General features: G+C 72.3%; 16 protein-coding genes. 7 read left to right on the forward strand and 9 right to left on the reverse strand.

The genetic code is table 11. The features are described 5' to 3' along the window. Positions 1-193: hypothetical protein (locus ACFW22_RS29660; RefSeq protein ID WP_386410349.1), on the reverse strand; the 193-nt coding region annotated here is incomplete at its 3' end. Between the two features lie 307 nt (positions 194-500). On the opposite strand from ACFW22_RS29660, the gene ACFW22_RS29665 reads away from it, so the two are divergent. Beyond that, positions 501-950, forward strand: a complete 450-nt coding sequence (locus ACFW22_RS29665; protein ID WP_384887070.1) for a PTS glucose transporter subunit IIA — start codon at positions 501-503, stop codon at positions 948-950. An 80-nt stretch (positions 951-1,030) separates the two neighbouring features. Next, a complete protein-coding gene (gene ptsP, locus ACFW22_RS29670) occupies positions 1,031-2,701 on the forward strand; it encodes a phosphoenolpyruvate--protein phosphotransferase (protein ID WP_386410352.1) in 1,671 nt (556 codons plus the stop codon). 77 nt (positions 2,702-2,778) lie between these two features. On the opposite strand, the gene ACFW22_RS29675 is transcribed toward ptsP, so the two are convergent. Continuing rightward, a complete protein-coding gene (locus ACFW22_RS29675) occupies positions 2,779-3,666 on the reverse strand; it encodes a hypothetical protein (protein WP_386410355.1) in 888 nt (295 codons plus the stop codon). A 23-nt stretch (positions 3,667-3,689) separates the two neighbouring features. After that, positions 3,690-4,970, reverse strand: a complete 1,281-nt coding sequence (locus tag ACFW22_RS29680; RefSeq protein ID WP_386410358.1) for an MFS transporter — start codon at positions 4,968-4,970, stop codon at positions 3,690-3,692. Between the two features lie 45 nt (positions 4,971-5,015). Here ACFW22_RS29680 and ACFW22_RS29685 point away from each other — a divergent pair, with 45 nt between their 5' ends. Beyond that, entirely contained in the window at positions 5,016-6,335 is a 1,320-nt protein-coding gene (locus ACFW22_RS29685; protein ID WP_386410361.1) for an aminotransferase class I/II-fold pyridoxal phosphate-dependent enzyme, read from the forward strand. A gap of 177 nt (positions 6,336-6,512) precedes the next feature. Here the strand turns inward: ACFW22_RS29685 and ACFW22_RS29690 are convergent, their stop codons facing one another. Continuing rightward, positions 6,513-8,486, reverse strand: coding sequence for an acetoacetate--CoA ligase (locus ACFW22_RS29690; protein WP_386410364.1), 1,974 nt, complete (start codon positions 8,484-8,486; stop codon positions 6,513-6,515). Between the two features lie 215 nt (positions 8,487-8,701). Between ACFW22_RS29690 and ACFW22_RS29695 the strand changes: the two genes are divergently transcribed. Then, on the forward strand, positions 8,702-11,101 hold the full coding sequence (locus ACFW22_RS29695) for a glycoside hydrolase family 31 protein (protein ID WP_386410367.1): 2,400 nt from the start codon (positions 8,702-8,704) through the stop codon (positions 11,099-11,101). A 23-nt stretch (positions 11,102-11,124) separates the two neighbouring features. On the opposite strand, the gene ACFW22_RS29700 is transcribed toward ACFW22_RS29695, so the two are convergent. After that, positions 11,125-11,700 (reverse strand): NUDIX domain-containing protein, encoded by a 576-nt coding sequence (locus ACFW22_RS29700; protein WP_386410370.1) that lies wholly within the window; start codon positions 11,698-11,700, stop codon positions 11,125-11,127. Here ACFW22_RS29700 and ACFW22_RS29705 point away from each other — a divergent pair. From ACFW22_RS29705 to ACFW22_RS29715, 3 genes are all read left to right on the forward strand, one after another. Next, complete coding sequence (locus ACFW22_RS29705; RefSeq protein WP_386410373.1) at positions 11,699-12,508, forward strand: M15 family metallopeptidase; 810 nt, start codon at positions 11,699-11,701, stop codon at positions 12,506-12,508. The genes ACFW22_RS29700 and ACFW22_RS29705 overlap by 2 nt on opposite strands. Before the next feature lie 131 nt (positions 12,509-12,639). Continuing rightward, positions 12,640-13,113 carry a Zn-ribbon domain-containing OB-fold protein gene (locus tag ACFW22_RS29710; RefSeq protein ID WP_386410376.1) on the forward strand — a complete coding sequence of 158 codons (474 nt, stop codon included), beginning with the start codon at positions 12,640-12,642 and terminating at the stop codon, positions 13,111-13,113. A gap of 26 nt (positions 13,114-13,139) precedes the next feature. Then, positions 13,140-14,297, forward strand: a complete 1,158-nt coding sequence (locus ACFW22_RS29715) for a lipid-transfer protein (RefSeq protein ID WP_386410445.1) — start codon at positions 13,140-13,142, stop codon at positions 14,295-14,297. A 42-nt stretch (positions 14,298-14,339) separates the two neighbouring features. On the opposite strand, the gene ACFW22_RS29720 is transcribed toward ACFW22_RS29715, so the two are convergent. The 4 genes from ACFW22_RS29720 to ACFW22_RS29735 are packed head-to-tail and all read right to left on the reverse strand — an operon-like array spanning position 14,340 to position 18,555. After that, positions 14,340-14,942, reverse strand: coding sequence for an ATP/GTP-binding protein (locus ACFW22_RS29720; protein ID WP_386410379.1), 603 nt, complete (start codon positions 14,940-14,942; stop codon positions 14,340-14,342). Further along, positions 14,923-15,348, reverse strand: coding sequence for a DUF742 domain-containing protein (locus ACFW22_RS29725; RefSeq protein ID WP_386410382.1), 426 nt, complete (start codon positions 15,346-15,348; stop codon positions 14,923-14,925). The genes ACFW22_RS29720 and ACFW22_RS29725 overlap by 20 nt, the downstream gene beginning before the upstream one ends. A 16-nt stretch (positions 15,349-15,364) precedes the next feature. Beyond that, complete coding sequence (locus ACFW22_RS29730; protein ID WP_386410385.1) at positions 15,365-15,808, reverse strand: roadblock/LC7 domain-containing protein; 444 nt, start codon at positions 15,806-15,808, stop codon at positions 15,365-15,367. Continuing rightward, positions 15,805-18,555, reverse strand: coding sequence for a nitrate- and nitrite sensing domain-containing protein (locus ACFW22_RS29735; RefSeq protein ID WP_386410388.1), 2,751 nt, complete (start codon positions 18,553-18,555; stop codon positions 15,805-15,807). Before ACFW22_RS29735 ends, ACFW22_RS29730 begins: the two co-directional genes overlap by 4 nt. Between the last annotated feature and the right edge of the window lie 231 nt (positions 18,556-18,786).

An 18,786-nucleotide genomic window follows, 5' to 3' on the forward strand; every position in this document is an offset into this window, starting at 1 on the left:
TCTGGCGTTGATTTTTGGCACGCTGTTGAGTTCTCAAGATACGGACGCTTCCATCGTTCCTGTTCCCAGGCCCTCCGGGCGCTTCCTTCGTTTCCAGCTTAGCAGATTCAATTTCTGTTTCTGCCACCCGCCGGAGCGGTTCGCTGGGATTGGAATTCGCTTTCGCTTTTCCCTTCCCGGCGGGGTTGAACACTACCAGGCTTTCTCGGTCCCGCTGACCACATCACTGCGAGCATGCAGAGGTGTAGACCACTGGGGTTAGGATCTGGCTTGATAGGTGCTGCCGACCCGCGACCCAAAGCCGCGTTGGGGTCAAGCAGGAGTACGACAGTACATCCCACCGTCAGTAGAGGCAAACCGTTTCTGGTAGTCCCTAGCTCCGCCCAACTGGTACATCTCGTGCGGAACCGGGACTTCCTATGACATACGCTTCAGAGCAGTACGCCGTCCAGGACAGGTAGTGACGGCGCCACACAATCTCCGCCCCTGGGAGGCTTCCCATGACAACCGTGACGTCGCCGCTCGTTGGACGCGCCATCGGTCTCGCCGCAGTTCCCGACCCCGTCTTCTCCGGTGCGATGGTCGGTCCCGGTACCGCCATCGATCCCGTACGTGAGCCTTCGGAGGCCGTCTCCCCCATCGATGGGGTCGTCGTCTCCATGCACCCCCACGCCTTCGTCGTGGTCGACGGTGAAGGGCACGGCGTGCTCACCCATCTCGGCATCGACACCGTCCAGCTCAATGGGCAGGGCTTCGAACTCCTCGTCAGCAAGGGCGACACCGTGACGCGCGGGCAGGCCGTCGTGCGGTGGAACCCTTCCGAGGTCGAGGCGGCCGGCAAGTCCCCCATCTGTCCCATCGTGGCCCTGGAGGCCACTGCGGACTCGCTCTCCGATGTCGTCGAGAACGGCGACGTGAAGGCCGGCGACCAGCTCTTCGGCTGGAGCTGAGCCGGGCCGTCCCCGTGACGACCGCGAGTTCGACATTCAATGCGGCGGCCGGGACCGTCGCTCAATCGGAGACAGGTGAGATGGAGACAACGCTGCAAGGCGTCGGCGTCAGCCACGGAGTGGCGATCGGCGAGGTCCGGCACATGGGCACTGCGGTTCTGGAGCCGCCGGCCAAGCAGATTCCCGCGGACGAGGCGGAGCGCGAACAGGGGCGCGCCCGTCAGGCCGTGGAGGCAGTCGCCGCGGATCTGATCGCCCGGGGCAATCTGGCCGGCGGTGAGGCCCAGGCGGTGCTCGAGGCACAGGCGATGATCGCCCAGGACCCGGAGCTCATCGCCGATGTGGACCGCAGGATCGCGGTCGGCAGCACGGCGGAACGGGGCATCTACGACGCGTTCTCGCACTATCGCGAGTTGCTCGCGGGCGCCGGCGAGTACATGGCGGGCCGGGTCGCCGACCTGGACGACGTGCGGAACCGGATCGTCGCCCGTCTGCTCGGGGTGCCGATGCCCGGCGTGCCGGACAGCGACGAGCCGTACGTGCTGATCGCGCGGGACCTGGCGCCTGCGGACACGGCGCTGCTCGATCCTGCGTTGGTGCTTGGCTTCGTGACGGAGGAGGGCGGACCGACCAGCCACAGCGCGATCCTCGCGCGGGCCCTGGGCGTGCCGGCGATCGTGGCGCTGCCCGGCGCGGGTGAGTTGGCCGAGGGCACGCTCATCGCGGTCGACGGCTCCACCGGCGAGCTCTTCGTGGACCCGAGCGAAGAGAAGAAGGAGCAGCTGACGAAGGCCGCGGCGGAGCGCAAGGCCGCGCTGGCCACGTCCAGTGGTCCGGGGGCCACCTCCGACGGCCACAAGGTGCCGCTGCTCGCCAACGTGGGTGGCCCGGCGGACGTGCCGGCTGCGGTGGAGGCGGGTGCCGAAGGCGTCGGACTGTTCCGCACGGAGTTCCTGTTCCTCGACGACAGCAAGAACGCTCCGTCCGAAGAGAAGCAGGTCGATGCCTACCGCAAGGTCCTCGAGGCGTTCCCCGAGGGTCGTGTGGTCGTGCGGGTGCTCGATGCGGGGGCCGACAAGCCGCTGGACTTCCTGACGCCGGCGGACGAGCCCAATCCTGCGCTCGGGGTGCGGGGCCTGCGGTCGCTGCTCGACCACCCGGAGGTGCTGCGGACCCAGCTCGCCGCGCTGGCGAAGGCGGCCGAGGGGCTGCCGGTGTACCTCGAGGTCATGGCTCCGATGGTGGCCGACCGCACGGATGCCAAGGCGTTTGCGGACGCGTGCCGTGAGGCGGGGCTGCGGGCGAAGTTCGGTGCGATGGTCGAGATCCCGTCGGCTGCGCTGCGGGCGCGCTCGATCCTCCAGGAGGTCGAGTTCCTGTCGCTGGGCACCAATGACCTGGCCCAGTACACCTTCGCGGCCGACCGTCAGGTCGGTGCGGTGTCCCGGCTTCAGGACCCGTGGCAGCCGGCGTTGCTCGACCTGGTGGCGCTGTCCGCCGAGGCGGCCAAGGCCGAGGGCAAGAGCTGCGGTGTCTGTGGCGAGGCGGCCTCGGATCCGCTGCTCGCGTGCGTACTGACGGGTCTGGGGGTCACCTCCCTGTCCATGGGGGCGGCGTCGATCCCCTACGTGCGGGCGACGCTCGCGAAGTACACGCTGGCGCAGTGCGAGCGTGCCGCGTCTGCGGCGCGGGCCGCGGACACGGCGCACGAGGCGCGGTTGGCCGCGCAGGCGGTGCTCTCCGGGGAGTGATCTCCTAGCGGTGCCGATGGTGTGAGGAGGGGCTTCCCGTCACTGGGTGACGGGGAGCCCCTCCGCCATGGGCGGGGTCAGTGGTGGGCGGTTCCGTCGCCGGGGTTGGGGGCGAGGGGGAGGCCGGCGTGGTACTCCACTCCCCTTTCCGGGGGGATCGGTTCGCCGGTGCGGGCGTCGGTGCAGTAGGCGGCGAAGACCTCGGCCTCGGTGAGCGGGGTCAGGGCGTCGCCCGAGAGACGCCAGCCGTGGAGGCGGTCGGGGCCGTCGGGGTTGCTGGTGCGCAGGACGACTCCGCCGGGTGCGGCCAGGGCGATGCCGGTGGCGAGGACCGCGGTGAATTCGGTGGCGGTGTCGTCACGGGGAAGTGCGGTGTCGTGGGCGTGGAGGGCGGCGAGGAGTTGGTCGCCGGCGACCGGGATGCTGCAGACGAGGTGGTGGGTGCCCTGGCCCGCGGCGTCCAGGAGGCGGGCGAGCAGCAGGGCAGCCCGTTCGTACGCGGCTTCGCCGATGTCCTCCCCGCACCCCGCGCAGTCGCCGGCAGTGGCGAGGACGGTGGTGGCGTATTCCCAGGTGGCCCGGCGGGTTGCGGCGTCGACCAGTTCGGGGAGGAGGACGGTGAGGGGTTGGCCGGTGTAGGTGACGCGGGCGGCCGTGGTGGCCAGTTGGGCGGTGAAGCGGCTGCGGCTGGTGGGCCGGTCGGGGTCGGTGCCCGTTTCGGTGCACCAGGTCGCGTACTCCTCGGGGTCGAAGAGGATGACGGTGATGTGGCCGCCCCGGGCCGTGAGGGTCCTGAGGAGGGCCTCGACCTGGTGCAGATAGGTGGTGTGGTCGTCGAAGGCGAAGGTGCGGTACCTGCGCATGGCTGCGAAGTCCCGCTCGTCGGCAAGGAGGCCGATGGTGCTGGAAACCTCGCGGCGCAGGGCGCGGCGGAGGTCTGCGGCAGTGGTGCCGGTCCGGTTCATGTCTCCCCCTGGTGACGGTCCGGTCAATGCTCACTCACAGTAACCTTCGGGACTGACAGTGACCGGCGGGAGAGGCGGCGGCGGACGAGGCGGTGCTGGGCCGCGGTGGTCGCGACGAGGACGGCTCCGAGGGCGGGCCAGGCGAAGGGGCCGACGGAGACGATGCCGGTCACGAGCAGGGGGCCGACGAAGCGCTGGGTGGACTGGGCGAGGCCGTGGACTCCGAGGTAGGCGCCCTGGGCGTCGTCGGGTGCCAGGGCGACGGAGATCTCCCAGGACGCGATGGTGTGGATCATCTCGGCGAAGGTGAGGGCGACGGCTGCGACCACCAGGGCCGTGACGGCGAGGGCGGGTCCGCCGAGGGGAGACGCGCCGAGGGCGAGGGTGCCGACGGCGAAGAGGCCCGCAAGGGGTGCGAGCAGTCGACGGGCGGCGTCGGTGGTGGCGCCGAAGCGGGAGAGGGGGACCTGGAAGAGCACGACGAGGACGCTGTTGATGACGAGCAGGAGCGGCGCGAGGCCGACGGGGGCCTCGGTGGCGTGGACGATCCAGAGCGGCAGGGCCACCTGGAGGATCGAGTCGTGGAGGAAGAAGACGGACTCTCCGGCGGTGAAGGCGAGGAAACCCCGGTCGCACCACGGGTTGGAGGGCTTGGTCGTGCGGGCCTCGTCGGCGGAGGCAGAGGCGGCGCGGGCGGGGGCGGGGGGTTCGGCGCAGCGGGAGGTGAGGGCGGCCATCACGAGGTAGGAGAAGGCGTTGCCGAGCAGCAGGACGTGGAAGGCGGTGCTGGAGCCGACCGCGAGCGCCGCGGCGGCACCGAGGCCTCCGAGGGTCCAGCCGAAGTTGGAGGTGGTGCGGTTGATGGCCTGGTAGCGGATGCGTTCGGAGCCGGCGACGCGGGCCGCGTAGAGCTTGGTGAGGACGTTGGTGGCGCGGTCGGGGAGGGCGCCGACGGCAGCGAAAAGGACGAGCAGCGGGTAGTGGTCGGTGGTGAGGAGGGCGAAGAGGGCCGCGGCACGGAGGAGTTGGCTGCAGATGATGACGCGCACGAGGGGGAAGCGGTCGGCGAGGCGGCCTCCGAGGGGGGCGCCGGCGATGCCCGCCGCGCCGGAGAGGGCGATCAGGAGGCCGACCTGACCGAGGCCGAGACCGGTCACATAGGTGAAGTAGAGGGCCATGGCCGTGGACCAGAGCCCGGTGCCGCACTTGTCGATGAAGCCGACGAGGAGCATGCGGCGGCCGTCGGTGCCTCCGGGGATGCGGTCCTTGAGGGACGTGCGGATGGACGGGACAGTGCGGCTCATGGATCCCCCTTGCCGATTCTTTTGTATTGATACATAATTGACTACGTGGCAGCACAATATTCGATCGAAGGGACGACGGCCAAGGGGATTGCCGCGTCCGTGGAACGGGGCGTGTCCGAGGGCGGGCTCGCCCCGGGCGACGCCCTGCCGCCGGTGCGGCGGCTCGCCGAGGACTTGGAGGTGAGTCCGGGCACCGTCGCGACGGCCTACAAGGAGTTGCGGCGGCGCGGGCTGGTCGTCACGCGGGGCCGCGGCGGGACCGTGGTGGCGGAGGCACCGGCGGTGGCTTCCCGACGGCCTCCGCGCGTGCCGGTCGGCCTGGTGGACCTGGCCGGCGGGCATCCGGACCCGGCCTTCCTGCCCGTGCTCCGCTTTCCGGCGACCGTGGCCCCCGTCTACGGCTCCCATCGCGCCGCCCCGCGGCTCGCCGGTCTGGAGGCACTGACCCGGGCGTGGTTCGAGCGGGACGGGGTTCCGATCAAACACGTCACCTTCGCGCACGGCGTGCTCGACTGCATCGCGCGCCTGCTGTCGACGGAACTGCGGCCCGGCGATGCCGTCGCGGTGGAGGACCCCGGATTCCACCACCTGCTGGACCTGGTTCCCGCATTGGGGTTGCGGATGGTGCCGGTGGCGGTGGACGGCGAGGGGCTCGTCCCGGACGCGCTGCGGAGCGCGTTGCGGAGCGGGGTGCGCGCAGTGGTGTGCAGTCCACGGGGCCAGTGCCCGACCGGGGCGTTCTTCACCCGGGCCCGCAGGGACGAACTGGCCGCGCTGCTGGGAGGTTTCCCCGAGGTGCTCGTCGTCGAGGACGACCACCACGCGGAGGCCGGCGGGGCCGCCTCGCACACGCTCGCAGCAGCGGGGCTCGACCGGTGGGCCCAGGTGCGGACCGTGTCGAAGCACCTCGGCATCGACCTGCGCTGGGCCGGTGTGGCCTGCGATGCGGTGACGCTGGCGCGGCACGACGGCCGGATGCTGATGACCTCGGGCTGGATCAGTCACGTCCTGCAGGGGGCGGTGGCCGGACTGCTCGCCGACGAAGCGGTGCGGGAACTGGTGGCGACGGGCCAGCGGGCCTACGGGGAGCGCCGCGCCGCGCTGATCGGCGCACTGGGGGCGCACGGGATCCGGGCGGTCGGGGCGAGCGGGCTCAACGTGTGGGTACCGGTGCGGGACGAATCGGCCGTGGTGAACGGGCTGCGGACACAAGGGTGGTGGGTGGCCGCGGGAGCCAGGTTCCGGATCGACGCCCCGCCGGCCGTGCGCATCACCACGGCGGCGCTCGTGCCGGAGGACGCGATGCGGCTCGCGACGGACTTCGCCGAGGTGCTCGGGGACGGACAGGCCACGTACGGGGGGTGACGGACCGGACCCGTTGGCGGCACGGTGCACGGGTGCGTCACGGAGTCGAACCGCCCGGCCCCGGCGGGGTGCGGAAAGCCCCCGGCGAGCGCGGCGTCCGGGGCGCTGCCGGAGGCCCGGTGTACGGGGCGGGGCCGTCGGTCCGGGCGGACCGACGGCCCCGCGGCACGACGTGGTCTAGCTCCGGCGGTTGGCCGCCAGGTTCTCGTAGAAGTGCAGGAGGCCGAGGTCGTCGACCGAACCCGCGTTGACGGCCTTGGCCAGCGGGGTGCCCTGGAGGAGGCGCTTGACCGGGACCTCGATGCGCTTGCCCGTGAGGGTGTGCGGGACGCCCGGGACCTCGATGATCTCGTCGGGCACGTGCCTCGGGGAGAGTTCGGAGCGGATCGTCCGCTTGATGCGGGCGATCAGTTCCTCGTCCAGGGTGGCGCCCTCCACGAGGTGCACGAAGAGCGGCATCCAGTAGCCGCCGTCCGGCTCCTCCAGGCCGATGACCAGGGACTCCCGGATCTCGGGGAGGCGTTCGACCGCCTCGTAGATGTCGGCGCTCCCCATCCGGACGCCCTGGCGGTTCAGGGTCGAGTCGGAGCGGCCGTGGATGACGACCGAGCCGTGGTCGGTGATCGTGATCCAGTCCCCGTGACGCCAGACGCCGGGGAACATCTCGAAGTAGCTGTCGCGGTAGCGGCTGCCGTCGGGGTCGTTCCAGAAGTGGATCGGCATGGACGGCATGGGGTTGGTGACGACGAGTTCGCCGACCTCGCCGACCAGGGGCTTCCCCGAAGGGTCCCAGGACTGGAGATCGGTGCCGAGGCCGGCCGCCTGAAGCTCGCCGATGTGGACGGGCAGCGTGGGCACGGCACCGGCGAAGCAGGAGCAGACGTCGGTGCCGCCGCTGACGGAGGCGATCCACAGGTCCTCCCGGACCTCGTCGTGGAGCCAGCGGAACCCGTCGGGGGGCAGCGGGGAGCCGGTGGTGGCGACGCACTTCACCGCGGACAGGTCGAAGTCACGTCCGGGGTGGACGTCGGCCTTGGCGCAGGCCATCACGTATGCCGCCGAAGTGCCGTACAGGGTGGCGCGGGTGCGCTCGGCTACGCGCCACTGGGCCGCGGTGTCCGGATAGCCGGGGCTGCCGTCGTACAGGACCACGGTCGTGCCGGTGAGGAGGCCGGAGACGAGGAAGTTCCACATCATCCAGCCGGTGGAGGTGTACCAGAAGAACACGTCCTCGGGACCGAGGTCGCAGTGCAGGCCCAGCTGCTTGACGTGCTCGACGAGGATGCCGCCCTGGGACTGCACGATCGCCTTCGGCAGGCCGGTCGTCCCGGACGAGTACAGGACCCACAGCGGGTGCGCGAAGGGGACCTGCTCGTAGACCGGCTCGACGTCGGCGGCCACGAGGTCGGACCAGGCCAGGGTGCCCTCGGGGGCCGGGGTGCCGAGGAGCGGGATGTGGACCACGGCACGGAGCGTGGGGAGCTCGGCGCGCAGCTCCGCCACGGTGTCGCGCCGGTCGTGCTCCTTGCCGCCGTAGCGGTAGCCGTCGACGGTGAAGAGGACGACCGGTTCGACCTGCTGGAAGCGGTCGAGGACGCTGCGGGCGCCGAAGTCCGGGGCGCAGGAGGTCCACACGCCGCCGACGGCCGCGGTGGCGAGGAGCGCCACGACGGACTGCGGGACGTTGGGCAGGTAGCCGCTGACCCGGTCACCGGGGCGCACGCCGAGGGCGCGCAGTTCGGCGGCGAGGGAGCCGACCTGGCGGCGGAGCTCGCCCCAGGTGATCGGCGTGGGCTCCTGCGTCTCGTCGACGTGCAGCAGGGCGGTGTCGTGAGGACGCTCGTGGGCAGCGCGCAGGGCGTGCTCGGCGTAGTTGAGGGTGGCTCCGGGGAACCATTCGGCACCGGGCATGGAGCGGTCTCCGAGGACCTGCTCGTACGGGGTGGAGAAGCGGACGTCGAACCACTCGACGACCGCCTCCCAGAAGGTTTCGAGTTCCTCGACCGACCAGCGGTGAAGCGCCGGGTACCCGCCCTCGGCCGGGGCGCCGTGGTGCTCAGCGGCCCAGGCCTGGAAGCGGGTGACGGCGGCCGTGGCGATGCGTTCCTCGTCCGGCTGCCAAAGCGGCTCGGACGGCGCTGCTGATGTCATTTGGGGCGGCTCCCTGGCTGTACGCGGGTCTGCGTGTGTCGCGCGCACGTGCTGGGGTGTGCGCGTGACGCGGCTGACAGGACGATGCCATGTGATCCTCTTTCGCACCAGGTCTGCCGCCCCATGGTCGGGTAGTTGAACATGTGCTCCCGCCACGGGTGAACGACAGCTGAACGGAGCCGGTTCGGCCCCCGGCGGATGGCAGGGTGAGCTGCATGGACGGTCGGGGACTGGTGCGTTCGATGAAGGTGTTCGGTTCGGTGCAGGGGTTGCGGGCGGCGCGGGCGGCATGGCGACAGCGGCGCACGGACGCGTGGGGGCTCCCGCCGAGGGGGGTCGAGCGGGCCAGGGTGCCGGGGGTGGCGCTGGAGGCGGAGGCGGCACCCGGCGGGGGGACCGTCCGCTTCGCCCGGTCCGCGCTGCAGATCTGCGTGTCGGCGGGGGGCACCGTGTTCTGGGGGTGGGACGGGGCCGCGCCGCTGCCCTCGTACGCCCTGGCGGGCGAGGCGCCCGAACCCGATCCCCGGGCGTCCCTCGAACCGGACACCGACGGGGGGTGGCGGATCGTGTCGGAGCGGGTGACGGTGACGGTTTCCCGGCACGGGGCGGTCGAGCTGCGGACTCCGGGCGGGGTGCTGTTGCGCCGTGACCTGCCGCCGCGCTGGTGGGAGCCGGCGGGCGGCGGGGAAGCGGGAGCCGGTGGCGGTGGCGGTGCGGGGGCTCCGGCGGGGGGCGGAGCCGCACGCTGGGTGCAGCGCAGCGAGGTGCCGGCCGACGCCCGGTTCTTCGGCCTCGGCGGACGGTCGGCGGGGCCGCGCCTGCGGGACGGCTCGTACCGGCTGTGGAACACCGATCCGCAGGGGGGCTTCGGACCGGGGGACGATCCGCTCTACCTGACCATGCCCGTGCAGTTCGTGGTGTCGGACGCCGGTACGCACCTGGCCTTCCACGACAACACCTGGGACGGCCGGGTGACCCTGGCCGAGGGCGAGGAGGGAGCGGGGTCGGGGCACGACCGGCCGGGAACCAGCGAGGTCCGGATGACGGGCGGGCCGCTGCGCTGCTGGGTGGTCGTCGGCTCCCCCGCACGCGTGCTGCACGGCTGGGCGGCGCTGACGGGTGCTCCCGCGCTGCCGCCGTCGTGGGCGCTCGGGCCGCAGCACGCCCGCTGGGGCTTCGGCAGCGCCGGGGAAGTGCGGCGCGTGGTCGCCGGGTACCGGGAGCGGGGACTGCCGCTGTCGGCGGTGCACCTGGACATCGACCACTACGACGGACACCGGGTGTTCACGGTCGACCGGGAGCGGTTTCCCGATCTGCCGGGGCTCGCCGAGGAACTGCGGGAGCAGGGCGTGCGCCTGGTGTCGATCGTGGACCCGGCGGTCAGGGCGGCACCCGGCGACCCGGTGTACGACGGCGGGGTGGCGGCCGGTGCCTTCGTCAAGGACGCACGGGGCCAGGAGGTGCACGGGGTGGTGTGGCCCGGTGAGTGCGCCTATCCGGACTTCACGGATCCGGCGGTGCGGGAGTGGTGGGGCGGTCTGTACGAGGAGCGGTTGCGCCAGGGCTTCTCGGGGGTGTGGCACGACATGAACGAGCCGGTGTCCTTCGTGCCCTTCGGGGATCCGACGCTGCCCCGTTCGGCACGGCACGCCCTGGAGGGACGGGGTGGCGACCACGGGGAGGCGCACAACGTCTACGGGCTCGGGATGGCCCGGGCCGGGTACGAGGGGTTGCGCAGGTTGCGGCCGGACGAGCGGCCGTTCCTCTTCTCGCGTTCCGGTTGGGTCGGGATGCAGCGGTTCGGCGGCACCTGGTCCGGCGACGTGTCGACGGGGTGGCCGGGGCTGCGGGCCTCCCTCTCCCTGGTGCTGGGACTCGGCCTGTGCGGGGTCCCCTACTCGGGGCCGGACGTGGGCGGGTTCGACGGCAGCCCGTCGCCGGAGCTGTTCCTCCGCTGGTACCAGCTGGGGGCGTGGCTGCCCCTGTTCCGTACGCACGCCGCGATCGACGCGGGGCGGCGCGAACCGTGGGAGTTCGGCCCCGAGGTCCTGGAGCACGCGCGTGCGGCCCTGCTGGAACGCGAACGGCTGCACCCGTACTTCACGACCCTGGCCCGACTGGCCCGGATGACGGGCGCGCCGTACGTCCGTCCGTTGTGGTGGGGGGCGCCCGAGGACCGGCTGCTGCGCGACTGCGAGGACGCGTTCCTGCTGGGTGACGCGCTGCTCGTGGCGCCGGTGCTGACGCCGGGGGCGGACCGGCGGGCGGTGCGGTTGCCGCGCGGACGCTGGTACGACACGGCGACCGGGCGCGCGCACGAGGGGCCGGGGCAGGTCCTGCTCGACGCGCCGCCGTCCAGGGTGCCCGTCCTGGCCCGGGCGGGGGCGGTGCTTCCCGTACGGGGCGAGGACGGCGAACTGGTCCTGGAGGTGTGGGCGCCCGCCGCGGGGCGGACGGGCGGAGGGCTCGTCGTGCGGGACAGTGGGGACGGTTGGGAGCCGGCCGAGATCGAGCGCTACCAGTCGCGACTGGTGGACGGCCGGGTGGTGGTCGAGCGCGTCGGGGACGAGGGGGTGGAGGAGGTCGGGCTGCCGGTCCGGGTGCGGTGCGGCTGAGACCTCCGGGTGGGCGGCGCCCCTCAGCCCGGCACCTCCCGGTCGTACTCCCCCGCGAACCACTTCCGGACCGCCTCGGTGTGGAGCGGGAAGGCCAGCCGTTCGGGGCCCGTGATCAGGTGGTGGCCGCTGGTCTCGTCCGTCGCTGAGGAGGGGGGCAGTTCGGCGGCCGGACGGGGCGGCAGGAGACCGAAGAGGAGCAGGTGGCCGGCCGGGGAGCTCATCGCGTCGGCGAGGCGGACCTGATCGGCGGTGGCGCCGATGCCGGTTTCCTCGCGGAGCTCGCGGGCCACGGCGGCCCGCCAGTCCTCGCCGTGGTCGATGAAGCCACCGGGCAGGGCGACGCCTCCCCGCGCGGGTTCGATGGTGCGGGTGATGACCACGAGGCCGGTGCTCGGTCCGCCGGTGACGGGCACCAGGGCGACGGCGACGGGCAACGGGTTGCGGTAGGCGGTGTGTCCGCAGGCCGGACAGGTGCGGGGCCAGCCGGCGTCGGCCGGGTGCGCCGCGCCGCAGGCGGAGCAGTGGGAGTCCTTCACGGCCCGACCGTATGCGATCGTCGTTCCGCTGCGCTGCCGGAACGGGTAGGGAACCCGCATGACCGGACCCGCTTCTCCCCTTCGCGCCCTCGCCACGACCACGGCCGCCGGGCTCCTCGCCGTCACGGGCGCGCTCGCCCCTGCGTCGGCCGTCCCGGAGCCGAAGGCGCCCCGGGGATTCGTGGACCTGGGCTCCGTGGACCGGACGATCCTCCGGGAGGTCCGGTACGCGACGGAGCACAACTTCGTCGGGGTGCCGGTCGACGGCTATGCGCAGCCGCTGTGCCTCCTGACCCGTCCGGCGGCCGAAGCGCTGCACCGCGCGCAGGTCCGACTGCGGGCACGGGGATACGCGCTGAAGGTGTACGACTGCTACCGGCCGCAGCGGGCCGTGGACCACTTCGTGCGGTGGGCGAGGGACCTGCGGGACGAGCGGATGAAGAAGGAGTTCTATCCGGCCGTCGCCAAGTCGAGCTTGTTCACGGACGGTTACCTCGCGGAGAGGTCGGGACACAGTCGGGGCTCCACGGTCGACCTGACGGTCGTGCGGCTGCCGGCGGCACGTACCCGCGCGTACGTGCCGGGAGAGGAACTGGTGGAGTGCTGGGCGCCCCGGGCCGAACGGTTCCCGGACAACTCCGTGGACATGGGGACCGGATACGACTGCTTCGACCCCCGCGCGCACACCGGCGATCCCCGGATCCGGGGCGCGCAGCGGGCCAACCGGGAACTGCTCGAGGGCGTGCTCGCCGAGCAGGGCTTCGTGAACCTGCCCGAGGAGTGGTGGCACTTCACGTTCGGGCCCGAGCCGTACCCGGACACCTTCTTCGACTTCCCGGTGGCGCGGAGGTCGGTGGCCGGACACTGACTTCGGGGCACTGATGCGCGGGGCTCGGGCCGCGGGGCGGCCGGCGCCTCCCCTTCCCCCGTCCGCTGCTACCGTGCCACACTTCTGACGGATCGTCAGAAGCGTGGTGCTCGGTGGCACGGGAGGGCTCGATGACACGGACGCGCAGACCGGTGGTGGCCGGCTGGTTCACCGAAGACACCGCACCGGGGGCGGAGTTCCGACTGCTCGGCACCCGGTGCACGGCCTGCACCTCGGTCTTCTTCCCCCGTGTGGACGACGACTGTCGCAACCCCGGCTGCCCGGGCGGCGGCGAACTGGTCGAGGTCCCGCTCTCGCCCCGCGGCCGGATCTGGTCGTACACCGACGGCCGGTACCGCCCGCCCGCCCCGTACGTCTCCGACCCGGACGCGCCCTGGAAGCCGTACGTCCTCGTCGCGGTCGAGCTGGCGGCCGAGGCCATGGTCGTCCTCGGTCAGGCGGCACCGGGCGTGTCGACGGCCGACCTCTCCGTCGGAGCGGAGGTCGAGGTGGTGCCCGGCGTCCTGAACGAGGACGACCACCACGTGTGGACCACCTGGAACTGGCGGCCGGTCGCCCGGCGGGAGCGGGAGGGACGGTCGTGAACGACGTCGCCGTGCTCGGGGTCGGGATGCACCCCTGGGGGAAGTGGGGCCGGAGCTTCGTCTCGTACGGGACCGCCGCCGCCCGTGCCGCACTCTCCGACGCCGGCCTGGAGTGGAGCCGGGTGAGGTCGGTCGTCGGCGCCGACACCGTGCGGTGCGGATACCCGGGATACGTGGCGGGCGCGACCTTCGCCCAGGCGCTCGGGTGGCAGGGGGCCCGGGTCACCAGCGTGTACGCCGCCTGCGCCTCGGGCGCCCAGGCCATCGGGACGGCCCGTGCCCAGATCCTGGCGGGCCTCGCCGACGTGGTCCTCGTCGTCGGCGCGGACGCCACTCCGAAGGGCTTCCTCGCCCCGGCCGGCGGCGAACGTCACGAGGATCCGGACTGGCTGCGGTTCCGGGTGCTCGGGGCCACCAACCCGGCCTACTTCGCGCTGTACGCGCGCCGCCGGATGGCGCTGTACGGCGACACGGTCGAGGACTTCGCCCGGGTGAAGGTCAAGAACGCAGCGGCAGGCGCACTCAATCCGCTGGCCCGCTACCGCGCCCGGGTCACCGTGGAGGAGGTCGCCGCGTCCCCCGTCGTCGCCGATCCGCTGCGGCTCCTCGACATCTGCGCCACTTCGGACGGCGGTGCCGCCCTCGTGCTGTCCAGCATGGAATTCGCCCGGCGGCACGGGCACCGGGACCCGGTCCGGGTGCGGGCGGTGTCCACGGTCTCCCCCACGTACCCCAAGGCGGTGCTCGACCTCCCGGACATCGCGACCGACTCGGCCGCGACCGTCCTCCCCTCCCCGCACGCCTTCCGCGCCTCGATCGCCCGCGCCGCCTACGAGGAGGCCGGCATCGGCCCCGAGGACCTGTCCGTGGCAGAGGTGTACGACCTGTCCACCGCCCTGGAGCTGGAGTGGTACGAGGACATCGGACTGTGCGCACCGGGCGAGGGCGCGAAGCTGCTGCGGGACGGCTCCACCGCCCTCGGCGGGCGGCTGCCGGTCAACACCAGCGGGGGCCTCGGTTCCTTCGGGGAGGCGGTCCCCGCCCAGGCCATCGCCCAGGTCTGCGAGCTGACCCGGCAGTTGCGCGGTGCCGCCGGCGACCGACAGGTGCCGGGGGCGCGCGTCGGCGTCACCGCGAACCAGGGCCTGTTCGGACACGGTTCGGCGGTGGTGGTGGTGCGCTGACCGGTGCGCACCGACGCCCGCGGCCCCGGCGCGCACCGGCCGTCACGTCGTGACGGCCGGGTCCCGGTCCGCGAGGACGAGGGCGTGCTGCACGACCGCGACCAGGACGTTCTTCACGGACTCGCGGTCCCGGGCGTCGCACATCAGCAGCTCCACCTCGGGGTCCAGGTCGAGGGCGCCCCGCACGCTCTCGGCCGGGAAGCGCCTGGCGCCCTCGAAGCAGTTCACGGCCACCGTGAACGGGATGCCGCGCTGCTCGAAGTAGTCGATGGCCGCGAAGCTGTCCTCCAGGCGGCGGGTGTCCGCGAGGACGATCGCGCCCAGGGCTCCCTGGGCCAGCTCGTCCCACAGGAACCAGAACCTGTCTTGCCCCGGAGTGCCGAAGAGGTACAGCACCAGGTCCTCGCGGAGCGTGATCCTGCCGAAGTCCATGGCGACCGTGGTGGTCGTCTTGGCCTCGACCCCGTGCAGATCGTCGACGGGACGGCCCGCCTCGCTGAGGATCTCCTCGGTCCGGAGCGGCCTGATCTCGCTGACCGCACCCACCAAAGTCGTCTTGCCCACCCCGAATCCACCCGCGACCAGGATCTTCAGGGTCACCGGCTCGACGTACGGCTTGGTGCGGCTAGAGCGCCCGAAGGCCATTGATCACCTCGCGAAGGATGCTCACGTCCGGCAGCTCGGCCGGCGGAACGGGGCGGGTCACATGAACGAGTTCGTCCTCGACGAGATCGCCGATCAGGACCCGGACCACCCCGACGGGAAGATCGAGTCCGGCAGCGAGCTCGGCGACCGACTGGGGCTGCTCGGAGCAGCGCTCGACGATCTCCACGTGTTCCGGGGAGAGCGTCTGGTCCCGGCCGGGGTCATCGGCGGCGGGCTCGGGGACGACCAGCGCGATCAGGTCGAGCCGGTGACGGCCGGCGGCGCTCGTCCGGCCGCGGGTCATCGCGTACGGACGCACCACCGGTCCGGCTTCGTCGTCGAACCAGTGGTGGTGGGCAGCGCTGCGGTGCCGCATCGACCGGTTCAGCTCGGCGTCGTCACTCATGCCGTCCCACTCATCCTCACGAGGGCAGACCGGTCCGGGGGGCCGTCGCGAGGTGGGCCCCGACCCGCTTCACCATCAGCGTCATCTCGTAGGCGACCTGACCGACGTCGGAGTCGGCGTCCGCGAGCACCGCCAGACAGCTGCCGTCGCCGGCGGCCGTGACGAAGAGGAAGGCGTCCTCCAGCTCGACGACCGTCTGACGGACCTTGCCCGCCTCGAAGTGGCGGCCCACCCCCTTGGCCAGGCTGTGGAACCCGGAGGCAACGGCCGCCAGGTGTTCGCCGTCCTCCCGGGTCAGCTGCTGGGAGGAACCGGTGGGGAGCCCGTCGCTGGAGAGCACCAGGGCCTTCCGGATGGACCCGACGCGCTGCACCAGCTCGTCGAGAAGCCAGTTCAGCTCTCCGTTGCCGGTGCCGTGCCCGGAAGTCGTGCTGTGCGCTGCGGCGTTCGGTGCGGTCATCGACCGTCCCCCTCGGGTGTCGTTCCTGGTGCTGTCGGTTCGTACGGGTCGACGGTGTCCCGTCGACCGCGCTGCCAGCCGCGCTGCATGGCGGCCATGCGGGCGCGGACCTCCTCGGCGTCGCGTTCGAAGGAGCCGGCCCCGTCGGACGGTTCACCGGTGCCGGAGCCGGTGCGGGGACCGGCCGGGCTCCCGGTCTCGCGCAACTGGGGCGCGAGGCTGGCTTGGCGAACGCGACGCGGGAGACCGCCGAACGGATCCGTGTCCTCCGACGGATCGGGCCCATCGGCCGGTACGGTGCGCTCCGCCGGTACGGGGACGAGGGTGGGGCCGCCGCCCGACGGGGAACCGCGCCGGTCGCCGTGGGCAAGACCGGGCCGGTCGTGCTGCGGCTGCACACGGTCCGGCCCGTCGAGACGCCGGCCGTGGTCCACGACGAGCGTCGGGGTGCGGCGGCGCGGCAGCGGTACCGGACCGAGCAGCATGCCGCCCCCGGGCGCCTCCGGTTCGTCGCGGTCCGCCGTGCGGTCCGAGGCCTGGTCGTGCTGCTCCCCGGCGGGTGCGAGGCCGGTACGGCGCGTGTCCCGGGGTCGGAAGAGGCCGCCGCGCTCGCTGTCGGAGTCGAGGAGGTCGGCCGAGCGGTCGAGGAGCGCGTCGAAGTCGTCGGAGCCCACCGGCGCTTCGAGTTCCACGGGGCCGCCGAACGGGCCGGACGCCCCGGCCGCGTCGGGGACCTTGGTGAGGGTCGGTCGACGCAGGGGCAGGGCGTCGCCGCCGGACGGCGCGTCCGCGTCACGGCCCGTGTGCTCCAGGGGCTTGCGGTCGAGGCGGAACCCGGCGCCCTGGGTCTCGGGCGCATCCGTGAGGAGCGCGGCCGGGATGAAGACGACCGCGGTGGTTCCTCCGTACGGGGAGGTCTGGAGCGAGACCCGGACGTTCTGGCGCTGGGCGAGGCGGCTGACCACGAAGAGACCGAGCCGGTCGGTGTCCGAGAGCTCGAACTCGGGCGTTTCGGCGAGCCGGAGGTTGGCGTCGAGCAGGGCGTCGGGGGTCATGCCGAGGCCGCGGTCGTGGATCTCCAGGGTGAAGCCGTTGGCGACGCGCTCGCCGAGCACCTGCACGGCGGTGTGCGGCGGCGAGTAGACCGTGGCGTTCTCCAACAGTTCGGCGATGAGGTGGGTGAGGTCGGCGACGGCGGGACCGCCCACGCCGAGGCGGGGCAGCCGGCGCACCTCGATTCGCTCGTAGTCCTCGACCTCGGCGACGGCGGCGCGGACCACGTCCATGAGCTGGACGGGCTTGCGCCACTGGCGGGAGGGGGCGGCGCCGGACAGGATGACGAGGCCTTCGGCGTGCCGGCGCATGCGGGTGGTGAGGTGGTCGAGCCGGAAGAGGTCGGCCAGTTCGTCGGTGTCCTCCGTGCGCCGCTCCATGGTGTCCAGGAGGGTGAGCTGGCGGTGGAGCAGGACCTGGTTGCGGCGGGCCAGGTTGACGAACACCTCGGAGACGCCGCGCCGCAGCTCCGCCTGCTTGACGGCGGCCTCGACGGCGGCGCGCTGGAGGGTGTTGAGGGCCTGGCCCACCCGGCCCACCTCGTCCTCTCCGTAGGCGAGGTGCGGCACCTCGGTCACGACGTCCACCTGCTCTCCCGCGGCCAGCCTCCGCATGACGCTCGGGAGGCGGACGCCGGAGACCTCCTGGGCCTCCTTCTGGAGGCGGCGCAGGTCGCGGATGAGGGAGCGGCCGATGCGGACGGAGATGACGATCGAGGCGAGCAGCGCGAGGAAGCCGAGGACACCGGCGATGCCGGCCTTGAGGAGGACGCTGTAGGCCGCGGGTTGGACGCGGTCCTGGTACCGGTCGCCGGCGGCGGTGTTCTCGCGCGCCAGGTCGTCGAGCACGGGGCTCGCCTCGTCCTGCCAACGCGCGGCGGTGATGACCCCCGGGCTGTCGGTGGCGCCGGCCTCGACGATCGCGTTCTCGGCGGTGCGCAGGGGCTCGGTGTCGGGGCTGCGCCAGTACTGCTCGAAGCGCTCGCGCTCGGCGGCCGGCAAGAGTTCGAGGTTGACCTCGTAGAACTGCTCGCGCTGGGCGACGAGGTTCGATATCGCGCGGATCTCCTGGGCGGTGATGCGGTCGGCGACGAGCGCGGAGAGCACGAGGGCGTCCTCGCGGGAGAGCAGCTCGCGCGCGCGGGTGATGCCGACGAGGGCGCGCCCCTGCTTGTCCATCTCCACGTTTTCGAGGGCGTGGAGGGTGATGAGGAAGCTGTAGCAGGGGTCGACGAGCCGGTTGTAGAACTCCAGGGCCTGTATGCGGCCGATTCCTCGGTTCTCGACGGAGCGGCGCAGCGAGGCGAGGCCGTCCAGTGCTTCGAGGAGGGAGGAGAGGCGCTGGGCGGTGACGGGCGGCATCTCGTCGCGAACGCCGAGGTCGGCGGCGTTGGCGCGGATGCGGGCGATCTGCCGGTCGGTCGCGCGGCGGGTCTCGCGGAGGGAAGCGAGGGCGTCGGAGCCCCGCGGGTCGGCGAGGTAGATCAGGGACTGGCGGCGTTCGAGCTGGATGACCCGGGCGGTGTCCTCCAGGGGGTAGCCGACCTTCTCCACGATGTAGCCGACGCCGAGGAGCTGGTCGGCCTCACGGCCCGTCAGGACCGTGGCGAAGCCCCACAGCCCGGTGAGGGAGACGAGCGGTACGAGCAGCAACGCCACGATCTTCCTGCGGATGGACTTCCCGCGAAAGCGCATGGCCTCCCCCAGCTCGGCCTCCGTGCGCCACGGAGGACGTTCACGACGTCCGGCGTCAACACGCGGCGTCAACCTCGAATTTGAACAAATGGCGGCGTGAGCCTACTACTGCATCACGACCATCTCTAAGGCACATCCGGGCGATTTTCAGCCTGTCGAGTGAGTGTTGATCATGAGATGTCCTGGTATTGCGGGAGTTGAGATCGGCCACTGTGGCGCAGGACACTTGAT

Source organism: Streptomyces sp. NPDC058872 (assembly GCF_042743065.1).
In the GTDB taxonomy this organism is placed as follows: domain Bacteria; phylum Actinomycetota; class Actinomycetes; order Streptomycetales; family Streptomycetaceae; genus Streptomyces.

Coding starts and splice junctions, on each gene's coding strand:
- ACFW22_RS29710 (WP_386410376.1), top strand. CDS start 12,640: ATGACACGGACGCGCAGACCGGTGGTGGCCGGCTGGTTCACCGAAGAC.
- ACFW22_RS29735 (WP_386410388.1), bottom strand. CDS start 18,555: ATGCGCTTTCGCGGGAAGTCCATCCGCAGGAAGATCGTGGCGTTGCTG.
- ACFW22_RS29665 (WP_384887070.1), top strand. CDS start 501: ATGACAACCGTGACGTCGCCGCTCGTTGGACGCGCCATCGGTCTCGCC.
- ACFW22_RS29715 (WP_386410445.1), top strand. CDS start 13,140: ATGCACCCCTGGGGGAAGTGGGGCCGGAGCTTCGTCTCGTACGGGACC.
- ptsP (WP_386410352.1), top strand. CDS start 1,031: ATGGAGACAACGCTGCAAGGCGTCGGCGTCAGCCACGGAGTGGCGATC.
- ACFW22_RS29725 (WP_386410382.1), bottom strand. CDS start 15,348: ATGAGTGACGACGCCGAGCTGAACCGGTCGATGCGGCACCGCAGCGCT.
- ACFW22_RS29695 (WP_386410367.1), top strand. CDS start 8,702: ATGGACGGTCGGGGACTGGTGCGTTCGATGAAGGTGTTCGGTTCGGTG.
- ACFW22_RS29680 (WP_386410358.1), bottom strand. CDS start 4,970: ATGAGCCGCACTGTCCCGTCCATCCGCACGTCCCTCAAGGACCGCATC.
- ACFW22_RS29730 (WP_386410385.1), bottom strand. CDS start 15,808: ATGACCGCACCGAACGCCGCAGCGCACAGCACGACTTCCGGGCACGGC.
- ACFW22_RS29705 (WP_386410373.1), top strand. CDS start 11,699: ATGACCGGACCCGCTTCTCCCCTTCGCGCCCTCGCCACGACCACGGCC.
- ACFW22_RS29690 (WP_386410364.1), bottom strand. CDS start 8,486: ATGACATCAGCAGCGCCGTCCGAGCCGCTTTGGCAGCCGGACGAGGAA.
- ACFW22_RS29720 (WP_386410379.1), bottom strand. CDS start 14,942: ATGGCCTTCGGGCGCTCTAGCCGCACCAAGCCGTACGTCGAGCCGGTG.
- ACFW22_RS29700 (WP_386410370.1), bottom strand. CDS start 11,700: ATGCGGGTTCCCTACCCGTTCCGGCAGCGCAGCGGAACGACGATCGCA.
- ACFW22_RS29675 (WP_386410355.1), bottom strand. CDS start 3,666: ATGAACCGGACCGGCACCACTGCCGCAGACCTCCGCCGCGCCCTGCGC.